The organism is Clostridium sp. CX1 (genome assembly GCF_025398335.1).
In the GTDB taxonomy this organism is placed as follows: domain Bacteria; phylum Bacillota; class Clostridia; order Clostridiales; family Clostridiaceae; genus Clostridium_AM; species Clostridium_AM tanneri.
This window is the reverse complement of record NZ_JAODOO010000009.1, coordinates 39,321-52,196: the sequence shown is the minus strand read 5'-3', so window position 1 is coordinate 52,196 and position 12,876 is coordinate 39,321. Positions and strand designations below refer to the sequence as shown.

At 34.3% G+C, this 12,876-nt stretch carries 18 protein-coding genes; 17 read left to right on the top strand and 1 reads right to left on the bottom strand.

Annotated elements, in window-relative coordinates:
• Positions 1 to 152: 152 nt before the first annotated feature.
• The 12 genes from cutD to eutM all read left to right on the top strand — a co-directional run bounded on the left by cutD (position 153) and on the right by eutM (position 8,079).
• Positions 153 to 1,106 carry a choline TMA-lyase-activating enzyme gene (gene cutD / locus N4T77_RS11420; RefSeq protein ID WP_261671927.1) on the top strand — a complete coding sequence of 318 codons (954 nt, stop codon included), beginning with the start codon at positions 153 to 155 and terminating at the stop codon, positions 1,104 to 1,106.
• Between the two features lie 40 nt (positions 1,107 to 1,146).
• Positions 1,147 to 1,500: a BMC domain-containing protein gene (locus tag N4T77_RS11415; protein ID WP_261671926.1), complete on the top strand. Its 354-nt coding sequence runs from the start codon at positions 1,147 to 1,149 to the stop codon at positions 1,498 to 1,500.
• On the top strand, positions 1,497 to 1,943 hold the full coding sequence (locus tag N4T77_RS11410; protein WP_261671925.1) for a EutP/PduV family microcompartment system protein: 447 nt from the start codon (positions 1,497 to 1,499) through the stop codon (positions 1,941 to 1,943). Before N4T77_RS11415 ends, N4T77_RS11410 begins: the two co-directional genes overlap by 4 nt.
• Before the next feature lie 6 nt (positions 1,944 to 1,949).
• Positions 1,950 to 2,651 (top strand): cobalamin adenosyltransferase, encoded by a 702-nt coding sequence (locus N4T77_RS11405; RefSeq protein ID WP_261671924.1) that lies wholly within the window; start codon positions 1,950 to 1,952, stop codon positions 2,649 to 2,651.
• The gene (gene eutJ / locus N4T77_RS11400) at positions 2,633 to 3,478 is read left to right on the top strand and encodes an ethanolamine utilization protein EutJ (protein ID WP_261671923.1); all 846 of its coding nucleotides are present in this window, start codon (positions 2,633 to 2,635) and stop codon (positions 3,476 to 3,478) included. The genes N4T77_RS11405 and eutJ overlap by 19 nt, the downstream gene beginning before the upstream one ends.
• A 24-nt stretch (positions 3,479 to 3,502) precedes the next feature.
• Positions 3,503 to 3,805, top strand: coding sequence for a BMC domain-containing protein (locus N4T77_RS11395; protein ID WP_261671922.1), 303 nt, complete (start codon positions 3,503 to 3,505; stop codon positions 3,803 to 3,805).
• Positions 3,802 to 4,065: a EutN/CcmL family microcompartment protein gene (locus N4T77_RS11390; protein WP_261671921.1), complete on the top strand. Its 264-nt coding sequence runs from the start codon at positions 3,802 to 3,804 to the stop codon at positions 4,063 to 4,065. The genes N4T77_RS11395 and N4T77_RS11390 overlap by 4 nt, the downstream gene beginning before the upstream one ends.
• A 38-nt stretch (positions 4,066 to 4,103) precedes the next feature.
• Entirely contained in the window at positions 4,104 to 4,766 is a 663-nt protein-coding gene (locus tag N4T77_RS11385; protein ID WP_261671920.1) for a cupin domain-containing protein, read from the top strand.
• A gap of 20 nt (positions 4,767 to 4,786) precedes the next feature.
• Entirely contained in the window at positions 4,787 to 5,446 is a 660-nt protein-coding gene (locus N4T77_RS11380) for a BMC domain-containing protein (protein WP_261671919.1), read from the top strand.
• Between the two features lie 34 nt (positions 5,447 to 5,480).
• The gene (locus tag N4T77_RS11375) at positions 5,481 to 7,073 is read left to right on the top strand and encodes an acetaldehyde dehydrogenase (acetylating) (RefSeq protein ID WP_261671918.1); all 1,593 of its coding nucleotides are present in this window, start codon (positions 5,481 to 5,483) and stop codon (positions 7,071 to 7,073) included.
• The gene (locus tag N4T77_RS11370) at positions 7,073 to 7,720 is read left to right on the top strand and encodes a phosphate propanoyltransferase (RefSeq protein WP_261671917.1); all 648 of its coding nucleotides are present in this window, start codon (positions 7,073 to 7,075) and stop codon (positions 7,718 to 7,720) included. Before N4T77_RS11375 ends, N4T77_RS11370 begins: the two co-directional genes overlap by 1 nt.
• 65 nt (positions 7,721 to 7,785) lie before the next feature.
• Positions 7,786 to 8,079: an ethanolamine utilization microcompartment protein EutM gene (gene eutM / locus N4T77_RS11365; protein ID WP_261671916.1), complete on the top strand. Its 294-nt coding sequence runs from the start codon at positions 7,786 to 7,788 to the stop codon at positions 8,077 to 8,079.
• 295 nt (positions 8,080 to 8,374) lie between these two features.
• Here eutM and speE read toward each other — a convergent pair whose 3' ends face one another.
• Positions 8,375 to 9,202 carry a polyamine aminopropyltransferase gene (gene speE / locus N4T77_RS11360; protein WP_261671915.1) on the bottom strand — a complete coding sequence of 276 codons (828 nt, stop codon included), beginning with the start codon at positions 9,200 to 9,202 and terminating at the stop codon, positions 8,375 to 8,377.
• Positions 9,203 to 9,717: 515 nt separating this feature from the next.
• On the opposite strand from speE, the gene spoIIAA reads away from it, so the two are divergent.
• The 5 genes from spoIIAA to spoVAD all read left to right on the top strand — a co-directional run bounded on the left by spoIIAA (position 9,718) and on the right by spoVAD (position 12,876).
• Entirely contained in the window at positions 9,718 to 10,053 is a 336-nt protein-coding gene (gene spoIIAA / locus N4T77_RS11355; RefSeq protein ID WP_261671914.1) for an anti-sigma F factor antagonist, read from the top strand.
• 14 nt (positions 10,054 to 10,067) lie between these two features.
• A complete protein-coding gene (spoIIAB, locus tag N4T77_RS11350) occupies positions 10,068 to 10,499 on the top strand; it encodes an anti-sigma F factor (protein ID WP_261671913.1) in 432 nt (143 codons plus the stop codon).
• Between the two features lie 9 nt (positions 10,500 to 10,508).
• Positions 10,509 to 11,264, top strand: a complete 756-nt coding sequence (gene sigF, locus N4T77_RS11345) for an RNA polymerase sporulation sigma factor SigF (protein ID WP_261671912.1) — start codon at positions 10,509 to 10,511, stop codon at positions 11,262 to 11,264.
• Positions 11,265 to 11,361: 97 nt separating this feature from the next.
• A complete protein-coding gene (gene spoVAC, locus N4T77_RS11340; protein WP_261671911.1) occupies positions 11,362 to 11,817 on the top strand; it encodes a stage V sporulation protein AC in 456 nt (151 codons plus the stop codon).
• 36 nt (positions 11,818 to 11,853) lie between these two features.
• The gene (spoVAD, locus tag N4T77_RS11335; RefSeq protein ID WP_261671910.1) at positions 11,854 to 12,876 is read left to right on the top strand and encodes a stage V sporulation protein AD; all 1,023 of its coding nucleotides are present in this window, start codon (positions 11,854 to 11,856) and stop codon (positions 12,874 to 12,876) included.

Below are 12,876 nucleotides of genomic sequence, written 5' to 3'. Positions count from 1 at the left end.
TTACACAGAGTGCTGATTTGTAGTGAATCAGTTAAGCAGACGTCCAAAATCTGTGATTTTGTGATGGTCGCTTACTCATTTGACTAAAAGGAGAAGGAGTTTCATCTAAATATATTAAAAATCAGTGTGAGTAAAATTGGAGAATGAAAAATATGAGTAATGGAACTTTAGGTATAATTGAACGAAAAGCGACGATTTTTAATATACAAAAATACAATATGTATGATGGAGATGGAGTAAGGACTTTAGTATTCTTTCAGGGGTGTCCCCTTAGATGTAAGTGGTGTGCAAACCCTGAGGGAATGATTAAAAAGAATAGAGTTATGTTTAAAAGTGATTTATGTGTTGATTGCGGGGCTTGCGCTTCTGTTTGCCCTGCTTCAATACACACTATAAGCAGTAAAACTTCGAAGCATGAGGTTAATCATGATGTTGATTGTATTGGATGTGGTAAGTGTAAAAGCGCCTGCCTTAAATCCGCTATATCAATAGTTGGAGAAGTAAAAACCATCTCTGAACTTTTAGAAATCGTAGAAGAAGATAGAACTTTTTATGAAGTTTCCGGTGGGGGAGTTACATTAGGTGGTGGCGAAGTTTTAATGCAGCCTGAAGCCGCAAGTAGTCTTTTAATGGCGTGCAAGCAGGCAGGGATAAATACTGCAATTGAAACTTGTGGTTACGCAAAATTAGAATCAGTACTTAAGGTGGCGGAGTTCACAGATTTATTCCTATTTGACATTAAGCATATTGATTCAGACAAACACTTTCAGTGGACTGGTGTTAGAAACGAACAAATTCTAGAGAATCTTAAAGAATTGCTTCGCCGCAAATATAATGTAAAAATTCGTATGCCTTTACTTAAAGGGGTAAATGACCAGAAAGAAGATATTGAAAAGGTAATGGAGCTTTTGAAGCCATATAAAGATTATAGAAACTTTAAAGGAATTGATTTACTTCCATATCATAAAATGGGTGTAAATAAATATAAGCAATTGGGAATGGAATATCCTATAAAAAATGACCCGAGTTTGACTAATGAAGATCTAAATAAAATAGAAGAATGGATTAGAAAATACGATTTATCTGCAAAAGTAATTCGTCATTAAATAATTTTCAAATAGATGATTAAGATGGAAGGTAAGGTTTATGGGAGATTTTTCTAATAAGGATATACAGCGTATTATACAAGAATCAGTTCCAGGAAAACAAATTACTATAGCTCACGTTATTGCATCGCCAATGCATGATATATATGAGCGTCTTGGAATTGATGAAAGAGGGGCAATAGGTATTTTAACTCTTTCTCCATATGAAACTGCTATTATTGCAGCAGACATTGCTACAAAGGCTGCTGATGTTGAAATTGGATTCCTTGATCGTTTTACAGGATCTGTGGTAGTAAATGGTGATGTTCAAAGTGTTGAGACGGCACTTTGTGCGGTAAACGATACGCTTAAAGATATGCTTGGATTTACTCCTGCTCCCATTACAAGAACATGAGAAAAAAACGCATAATGGTAATTGGTCCTTCAAGATGCGGTAAAACTACATTAGTTAACGCATTAAACGATTACGATGGTCCATTAAGACGAACGCCAGATTTGATCTATGGTAAGAATACCATTGATGTTCCAGGCTCCTACATAGAGAATGCATGGATGTATAAACATGTAATTGCAGCAGCTCAGGATGCATCCTGTGTGCTTGTATTGGTTGATCAGTCTAATTGTGCTGAAATATACTCACATGGATTTGCAAGATCCTTTAGATGTCCGATAATTGGAGTCATAACAAAATGTGATTTAATGGCTGAAAATGAAGAGAAGTGTTTGCGGCAGCTAAAGAACATAGGAGTATTGGAGCCATATTTTCATATTAGTTTTAAAGTGGGAACAGGAATTGACGCCTTAAAAAAGTATTTATTTGAAAAAGGTAAGGAGTAAAGGTCAATGATCAAATTTATTACCGAAGAGTATTTAAGAGATTTATATAGAAAAGAACCTTTTAATACCTACAAGTTACAACAAGGACAGCGTCTTACACCTGGAGCAGTTCAATATTTGTCTGATAAAAGGATAAAAATGATTAATGGTGATTCAAAGACCAATGAAAAAAATCAGGTAAAAGCTATAAAACAGGTAGAGATCACAAAGCAAGAGGAAAAGATCAATTTGAATTTAAATTCGAATTTGAAAAAGAAGCTTTGTTGTAAATTGAAATCTATAGAGGCAACATTTCTTGTTACCAGCAGTGAAATACTAAGAGAAGACATTATTTTAGCACAAAATATTATAAGTTTGGGTAGAAAAATATCAAACATAAGAAATGTTGTGGAAGGCAAAGGTACACTTGAACCTATTTATTGCAGAGAGTGTACTGGCATGAATTCATTAAATTTCACAACTGAGCTTCAGGATTGTTTCGAAATAACAGAATTTCATATGCAGCTTAATAAAAGCAGTGCAATATTAAAAATCCATGTACTTCGTTGTGCTTTAAGAGAGTTACACTTTGAAATAATTGATACTTATGAAAATGACGACGACGACCTAAAAGATAGGATTATAAATAATATTAATTCAATAATTAATTCGCTGTCTCAATTGATTTGTTCAGCAGTAGGAGGAAAACAATGTCAGAGAAAAATCTAACTTTTCAATATTGTGATGAGATGGTTCAAAAGTTTGAAGAAGTCATAGAAAAACCAGTTGTTAGTAACTCTTCTGTTTACTATACAGGTGTAGACTTAGGTACTGCATGTGTAGTACTAGCGGTTTTAGATGAAAATTATGAGCCTGTTGCTGGCAGCTACAGGTATGCAGATGTAGTTCGTGATGGTATGGTTGTTGACTATATTGGAGCAGTAAAGATTGTTAGAGAACTTAAACAGGAAATCGAGGAAAAACTAAATACTGAGCTTCTTTATGCCGCTGCTGCAATCCCACCTGGAACTGACGCTTTAGATTCTGGGGCAATTAAAAACGTAGTCCAAGCCGCAGGATTTGAACTTACATGCCTTTTAGATGAGCCTACTGCTGCTAATGCTGTGCTTAAAATTGAAAATGGTGCAGTTGTAGATGTTGGCGGTGGAACCACAGGAATATCAATTCTAAAGGATGGAAAGGTTATTCACGTTGTTGATGAACCTACAGGCGGTACTCATTTTTCATTAGTTATTTCAGGTGCATATGGAATGCCTTTTAAAGAGGCTGATAAATTCAAAAGGGATAACAAGAATCATAAAGAAATTTTACCGGTACTAAAGCCGGTAGTTGAAAAGGTAGCATCAATTATCAATTATAATATCAAGAATCATGATGTGAAGGAAATTTCTTTAGTAGGTGGTACTTGTTGTTTAACAGGAATAGAAGAAATTATTGCAAAACAAACAGGCGTTTACACACATAAACCTAAAAATCCTATGTTTGTCACACCACTTGGTATAGCATTAAGCTGCACTCAAGATATTATAGAGTAATGAGAATAAGGAGAGGGTTTAAAAGTGGATTTTAGAATCATAAAATCACCTTCCCAAAGTACTAAAGATATTCTAAGAAGACGAATGGGTGGAAACTGTAAAACAGATATAGATAGTAGTGATGCAATAGGACTTGTTCAAGGTAAACTTATTGATATGATTTATGCTGCAGATATTGCTGAAAAAGCTGTTGGAGTTACCGTTGAAGACATTAGGGGAACATGTCCTCAACATATGGTTTTACTGGGTATTTTTGGCGACACAGCATCAGTTGAATCTGCATTGAGTGAAATTAAATTAAAAATGAAAGAGGTAAAGGCAATATGATAGCAGCAAGACTTATTGATAATGTGTGGGCAACTAGAAAATCAGAAGCACTTAACGGGCTTAAATTTATGCTTGCAGAGGAAATTGGTGGAATAGATGCAGGAAGAAGATTTATTGTTGTAGATAACATCAGTGCAGGTATTGGTGATAGGGTTATAGTTAGTACCGGTTCATCTGCTAGAAGAATGCTAGGAGATGACAATATTCCTGTAGATGCAGTTGTTATTGGAATAATTGATGAAGATTGTAATTTTGGTTAAAACACAAATTTCAATGTTATTTGAAAGGAAGTGATAAAGTGAAAAAATTAATATGTGCAAAGGATATTGAAGCATTAATACTAAGTGGAGAAAAGGTATTTTGTATAGATGGTAGTGAAATTATTACACCATCAGCGCAAGATCTTGCCAAAAATAATGGAATAATATTTAGTACAAAGGCTCCTGAACCTAAGGTACAGCAGGCAGCAGCTAAAAAACCATTAAATGTAGAAGATATGGATTGCGATCAGATGCTTAATTTCTTTAGAGCAATGATGGACAAAGGCCTTCTACAGCAAATGCTTGAATGCTTAAAGGCAAAAAGTCTTCCATTCGAAGCTGATAGTGATCCTAGTGGACTTAAGGTTGTTAGAGGAAGTTCAGTAAAAATGGATGTATTTGATACTGGCAATCCAGATAATAAAGTTTACTTCCAAGAGTTAGTAAGTAAAGAAGAATCAAAAATGAGTGCAGGATTCTTAGTTATTGAAGATTCAAAGTTTGATTGGGAGTTGACCTACGAAGAGATTGACTATGTCATTGAGGGAACTTTAACAGTTGAAATCAATGGAAAAACATATACAGCTCATGCTGGTGATGTATTATTTGTACCATCAGGTTCTAAAGTAGTTTGGGGATCACCAGACAAGGCTAGGATATTCTATACAACATATCCAGCAAATTGGGCGGATCTTTTATAGAAGACTAGGAGGATAAACCTATGCAGGCGCTTGGTTTAATAGAAACAAAAGGATTACTTGCAGCTATTGAAGCAGCCGATACAATGGTGAAATCAGCAGATGTGAGTATTATTGAAAAAACTTATGTAGGTGGCGGCCTTGTTACAGTTTTAATTACAGGTGATGTAGGTGCAGTAAAGGCATCTATAGAAGCTGGAGTAGCAGCTGTCACAAAACTTGATGAAGAATTTTTAGTTTCACAGCATGTAATTCCACGTCCTCATGAGGAATTGAAAGGCATAATTGGGCCTAACAATCTCGAAGATGAGCAAGTCTCTGATGAAGAGACGGCTAATGAAGATAAGGTGGATACTATAGAAGATACAGAAAAATCAGAAGTTGTGGAAGAAGAAAAAGATATAGAAGAAACTGAAGAGACTGTTGAAAAAAATCAAGACTCTTTAGACTCAAGTAAGATACATAAGGTGAACTTAGAGAATCTGCGCAAAGATGATGTAGATAAGTTAGTAGAGAAAAGTGGTATTGAGAAAACCATTTCTATGTTATCTAAGTTAAAGGTTGTTAAGCTTAGAAATCTAGCTCGTGAATACAAAGATTTCGTAATCACAGGCAGAGCAATTTCAAAGGCAGATAAAAATTTATTAATTGCTAAATTTAAGCTATATTATGAGAAGAAATAGCTATTGTTAAGGCTAAGAAGGGAAGTATGAAACAATGGAAAACTTTGATAAAGATTTGCGCTCAATACAAGAAGCTAGAAATGTTGCCAGACTTGGAAAAGTAGCAGCTAATAAAATTGCTGACTATACTGAAGAGCAAATCGATAAAATTTTACGTAATATGGTTAGAGTTGCAGAAGAGAATGCTGTTTGTTTAGCAGAGATGGCTGTTGAAGAAACAGGTTTTGGTAAAGTAGAAGATAAAACTTTCAAAAATCACTTAGCATCTACTATATTATATAACTCAATAAAAGATATGAAGACTATAGATGTAATTAAAGAAGATCCTATAAATAAGCTTATAGAGATTGCTGAGCCAGTTGGTTTGGTTATGGGGATAGTACCTTCAACAAATCCAACATCTACAGCTATTTTCAAAGCTATGATATCAATTAAATCTCGTAATGCTATAGTGTTCTCACCTCATCCATCTGCTGCAAAATGTACAACTAAAGCAGTTCAATTAATGCATGATGCTGCTGTTGCAGCTGGTGCCCCAGAGAATGTTATAAGTGCAGTAAGCATTCCAACAATTGGAGCTACAAATGAATTAATGAAGTGCAAGGAAGTATCTATAATAATAGCTACAGGTGGTCCAGGAATGGTTAAAGCTGCCTACAGCTCAGGAAAACCAGCTCTTGGTGTTGGTGCAGGAAACTCTCCAGCATATATCGAAAGAACTGCTGATGTAGAAAAAGCTGTTAAAAATATTATGGCAAGTAAGACTTTCGATTATGGTACAATTTGTGCCTCAGAACAATCAATAATCTGTGAAGAATGTAATCAGGATAAAGTTGTTGAAGAGTTCAAAAAACAAGGCGGATATTTTATGACAGCAGAAGAAACTGATAAAGTTTGCAAGCTGTTATTTAAAAATGGACACGCTATGAATGCTAAGTTTGTTGGAAGAAGTCCACAGGTTATTGCTAGTGCTGCAGGGATTACAATTCCAGAAGGAACAAAAGTACTTATAGGAAGACAAAATGGAGTAGGCGAAGGTAATCCGTTATCCTTTGAAAAACTTACAACAGTTCTTGGATTCTATACAGTAAAGGATTGGCATGAAGCATGTGAATTAAGTATTGAATTACTTCAAAATGGAATTGGTCATACAATGAGCATTCATACTGAAGACAAAGATATAGTTATGAAATTTGCTAAAAAGCCAGCTTCACGTATCCTTGTTAATACTGGTGGAACTCAAGGTGGAACAGGTGCAAGCACAGGACTTAATCCTTCATTTACTTTAGGATGTGGTACATGGGGAGGAAGTTCAGTATCTGAGAACGTTACTCCAGAGCACCTTGTAAACATTAAGAGAGTTGCTTATGGAATAAAGGATTGTACAACATTAGCAGCTGATGACAAAACTTTTAACTATGTAAAAACTACTGAAAGCTGTCATGAACTTGAAAACGCATTTATGAATATGAGTCCAGCTCAAATTGCAGCCGCTGCAGCAGCTTTAAACAAAACTAATGAGTGTACTGCAACTACTAACACTTGCGCTAGCAATGAAGGTGAAAAAAATGAAGGGCTTTTAGATTTAGTTAACCAAATAGTTGCTGCTATTAAGGGGGCAAACTAATGGACAACTTTGAATCAGTATTAAAACTTTTGTTAGAGACAGTTGAATCTAATGGAAAAAAAGCTGTAGAAGAAAATTTATCTGAGATTCCAGTAGGTATTTCTAATAGACATGTACATCTTTCACAAAAGGATTTAGAATGTTTATTTGGTAAAGACCATGAACTTGTGAAGCTTAAAGATTTATCTCAACCTGGACAATATGCTTGCAAAGAAGTTGTAACAATTTGCGGACCAAAGGGTGCCATTGAGAAGGTTAGAATTCTTGGACCTGTAAGAAGCAAGACTCAAGTTGAAGTGTTAGCTGGAGACTGCATTAAGCTTGGAGCAGTACCACATATAAGACTATCAGGAGAATTAAGCAGAACACCTGGAATCACATTAGTTGGACCAAAAGGTTCTGTCCAAATTGAAGAAGGATTAGTGGTTGCTCAAAGACACATTCACATGACACCTGAAGATGCTAAAAATTTAGGGGTTTGTGATGGAGATGTAGTATCAATAAAATTTGATGACCTAAGAGGCGGAGTATATAGCAATGTAGCTATTAGAGCTAACGATGCTTCAAAGCTTGAATGTCATCTTGATATTGAAGAAGCTAATGCAATGGGCATGAACTCAAACTCAAAAATAACAATAGTAAAATAAAAGTTTGTAAATAAAAATTAAAATATAAAAATATAAAAATAAAGGATATTTAGGAGGATTTTAAAATGGTAAAATATGATGCATTAGGAATGATAGAAACTAAAGGATTAGTAGGAGCAGTAGAGGCAGCTGACGCTATGGTTAAGGCAGCAAACGTATATTTAATAGGTAAAGAATATGTTGGAGGCGGACTTGTAACTGTTATGGTTAGAGGAGATGTTGGAGCTGTTAAAGCTGCTACAGATGCTGGAGCTGCTGCTGCACAACGTGTTGGAGAATTAATATCAGTTCACGTTATTCCACGTCCACATTCAGAGGTTGAAGTAATTCTTCCATCAAATAAAGAAGCTGTAAAATAAGATTTTCAGTTAGACTATACAATATACAAACGTCGCTAAATATGGTTTAGCGGCGTTTTTATTGCGTTAAGAATACTATTATTTAGCTAGCTTGGGCTTCCAGATTTGGCATAAAAAATACCTTCCTTTCTTTTGTTCAAGCAAGTGCTGTCAGTTTTTAGACAACAAAAAAGACACCTGTGATGTTTTGTACCGTAATTAGATTTACGTGAAAAGCACCACATGTGTTGTTTCTTGAATTTATTATTTAATTTTTTATGTAACTCTATATTTAAGAGAGACTCTTAAATATCAACTATTTTATTAAATCTTCAACAAACTTAGGAAGTATAAAACAACCATGGTGAAGTTCTTTAGTATAGTATTTTGTGTCTATATCTATAGTGTTAGATAAGTCCACAGTTTTTGGATCATGCTTCTTTGAACCTACAGTAAAGCTCCAGAAACCACTTGGATAAGTAGGAATTCCAGCCATAAATAATCTAGTTACAGGGAAGATAGCATTTGCATCATCATAAACCTTCTTTACAACTTCAGGTAAATAGAAAGGAGTTTCAGTTTGAGCTATAAATATTCCTTCCTCTGTTAAACATTCAAATATCTCTTTATAGAAACTACCGCCAAATAAACCTTCAGCAGCTCCAAAAGGATCTGTTGAGTCTACTATAATTACGTCAAACTCATTCTTGTGTTCATGAACATATTTTATACCATCACCTATAAATACTTCACATCTAGGGTCGTCTAAGGCACAGCTTATTTCTGGTAAGAATCTCTTACACTCTTTGACAACCTCGCCATCTATTTCACATAAAACTGCCTTTTCTACAGAAGGATGTTTAAGAACTTCTCTTATAGCTCCACCATCTCCGCCACCAACAACAAGTACCTTCTTAGGATTTGGATGGGTAAATAGAGGAATGTGTGCTATCATTTCATGATAAACATATTCATCTTTAATTGTAGTTTGAACTATACCGTCTAAAACCAACATCCTTCCTAAAGCATATGTATCAACTATAGCTAAATCTTGAAATTCGGTTTTTTTAGTAACTAATGTTTCCTTTATTTTGTATGTCATAGCAGCATCAGCTATCTGACCTTCTTTTAACCACATATCCATAATGCATACCTCCTATTGAAAACTTTATAATGATATTATATCTTTAATCAAACAAATAATATTATAACAATGATTTTAGTAAATGACAATTAAAAGGTAAGGATTGTTGATAACACTATATTTTAGGAAGGAATTTTAATAATTATTGTTGAATTGTAGAAAAAAATAATTTTATAGTATAAAATTATGCAAATTGGTAAAAATAGAAGATAAAAATATTTATGAAAAAGAAGGAAAAATATTACAAAAATAGAATAATAGTTAAATGTACTATTATATTCTTTTAGTTTTTATAATATACACAAAAATTTATTAAGAGAAGGGGGGTAAGACCGTCTGGCTCGGACTATGCAGAAACTATCTGCATACCCTGTAATTTAATATATATTAGTTAATTACAGGCACTTTTGGTTTAGCCAAGAGCCAAAAGTGGTAAATTAATGTTAAGGGAATAGCTTTAACGCTAAGACTATAGGGCACAGAATAAATGTAGTTTTAGTAGAGCGAATGATAGCATGTATGTAGAATTTGAAAACAGAGATGAAAAACTTATAGCCTACATAGTAGGAGAATTAGATCATCATAGTGCTGAAGAGGTTAGAAATAAAATTGATGATAGGTTAGATAGAGAAAATATAAGTAAGTTAATAATGGACTTTTCTGGTGTAACTTTCATGGATAGTTCAGGTATAGGTGTAGTGATTGGAAGATACAAAAAATTGAGCTTGAAGAAAGGAACTATATGTATTACTAATGTAAGAGATTCTGTAAAAAGAATCTTTGAACTATCAGGTATGTTTAAAATAATTAAGCTTTATGACAGCACTGAAGAAGCAGCTCAGATTATTTAGTGGGGGGATTAGAAATGTACGAGAATATGATGAAAGTAGAGTTTCTCAGCAGATCAGAAAATGAAAGTTTTGCAAGAGTAGCAGTAGCAGCTTTTGCATCACAGCTAGACCCAACTGTAGAGGAGTTAGCAGATATTAAAACTGCAGTTTCAGAAGCAGTTACGAACTCTATTATTCATGGATATGAAAATAGTAAAGAAGCTATAGTTAAAATTGAGGCTTATATCAAAGATAGAGAGCTTACAATAGTGGTAGAGGACCAAGGTGTTGGAATAGATAATGTTGAGCTTGCTATGCAGCCATTATATACATCAAGGCCAGACCTAGAAAGGTCAGGAATGGGTTTCACTGTAATGGAGACTTTTATGGATACTTTAAAAGTGGAATCTGAGAAAAATAAAGGGACAAGATTGATAATGAAAAAAGCATTTAAATCTTTAAGTTAGGTGAATAGTATGAGTGAAGAAGCTGTAAAAAAATCCAGGTACGACTATGAAGATAACCTAGAGCTCATTAAGTACGCTAGAAATGGAGACAAAAGTGCCTTAAATAAGTTAATAGAAGTTAACTTGCCTCTTGTTTCTACAATAAGCAAGAAATTTTTAAACAGAGGATATGAGTACGAGGACATATTCCAAATAGGATGCATGGGATTAGTTAAAGCAGTAAATAACTTTGATGAAAAGTATAATGTAAAATTTTCTACATATGCTGTTCCTATGATACTTGGAGAAATAAAAAGATTTATAAGAGATGACGGCATGATTAAAGTAAGTAGGAGCGTAAAAAATACTGCTAAAAAGCTTCATTATGATAAAGAAGCTTTAACTAAGCAGCTTAATAGGGATCCTACAATTCAAGAACTGTCAGAGTTTTCTGGAGTAAATACTGAAGATATAGTTTTTGCAACAGAATCTGCCAATAGTCTTCAATATCTACATGATACCATACATCAAGATGATGGAGCTCCGGTACTGCTTATAGATAAGTTAAGTGAAAATCCACAGGAAGACAGCGATATGATAGATAGAATAGCATTAAAGGAAGCTTTAAAAAGTTTAGATGTTAAGTCAAGGCAAATAATTATGCTTAGGTACTTTAAGGACAAAACCCAAATTCAGGTGGCAAAGATGCTGGGGATAAGTCAGGTACAAGTTTCAAGAATTGAAAAGAAAGTATTAAAAATTATGAGAGAAACCTTAAGTGGATAGGATACATTAACAGTGTATCCTATTTTTATTTTTGTTTAAAAATAAAAATACTGCACACAATAAAATAACTATATTTATTACAAAGGATGTGTTTTGTGTGCCAATAAAGGAAGCTAAAGTTAGAGAAAAATTTAAAAAGATATCTGCACAAACTCAGCCTAAACCTAATTTACTGAAAAACTGCATAAGTGCTTTTATCGTTGGAGGATTAATCTGTGATATAGGACAGTTCTTTAATAACTTTTTACTAAATAGAGGAATACCAAAGGATGATTTAGGAGCATACGTTTCAATAATAATGGTTTTTATAGGAGCACTTCTAACAGGTATAGGAGTATATGACAAAATAGCAACCCATGCAGGAGCTGGCACTGTAGTTCCTATAACTGGGTTTGCCAATTCTATAGTTTCACCAGCTATGGAGTTTAAAAAAGAAGGCTACATTTTTGGTGTAGCAGCTAAGATGTTTACTATAGCAGGACCAGTGCTAGTTTATGGTATAGGGTCATCGGTTATAGTAGGTATTGCTTATTTTATCATAACAAGAATATGAACCTTAATTGTCAGTTGACGAAAGGGGAGGATTTAGTTGAATAAAAAAATAGGTAAGCATACTGTGAAAATAGAAAGTAAGCCTAGAATAATTGCTGCTACAAGCATAGTAGGTCCCAAGGAAGGAGAAGGGAATTTAAAAAGCTATTTTGATACAATACTACAAGATGATTTAAATGGAAAAGAAAGCTTTGAAAAAGCAGAAAGCGATATGCTATATAATGCAGTAGTGCAAAGCATAAAGAAAGCAAAAATAAAGGAAGAACAAATAGATTTCTTGCTAGCAGGAGATTTATTGAACCAGCTCACATCTTCAAGTTTTGCAGCTAGAGGTATGAATATACCCTTTTTAGGTCTGTATGGAGCATGTTCCACAATGACAGAATCCTTAGGAGTGGCGGCTATGCTTATGGATGGTAACTTTGCTAATTATGTTGTTGCAGCAACCTCGTCTCACTTTGCAGCAGCAGAAAGACAATTTAGGTTTCCGCTGGAGTTTGGAAATCAAAGACCGCCTACAGCTCAGTGGACAGTAACTGGAGCAGGGTCTATGGTTTTAGGTAAGGAGGGAAACTATCCTTATATTACCCATGTAACTATAGGCAAGGTAAAGGATTATGGAATAAATGACCCTAATAATATGGGAGCAGCTATGGCACCAGCAGCAGTTTCTACTATATATCAACACTTTAATGATACAAAAAGGTCGCCAAAGTATTATGACCTTATAGTAACTGGAGACTTAGGCAAGTATGGTAAGGAAATAACAATTAGTCTATTAAAGGAATATGGATACAACATAAAGGATAACTATATAGATTGTGGAGAAGAGATATTTGACAGCGAAAGACAGGGAACTAATGCTGGAGGAAGTGGCTGTGGATGCTCTGCAGTAGTTTATAGTGGATATATATATAAAAATATGTTAAGTGGAAAGTTTAAAAGGGTACTATTAGTTTCTACCGGTGCACTTTTAAGTACTACATCTTCGCTACAGGGAGAGAGTATACCTGGTATTGCCCATGCAGTATCTGTAGAATATGGAAAGATGGAGGACTAA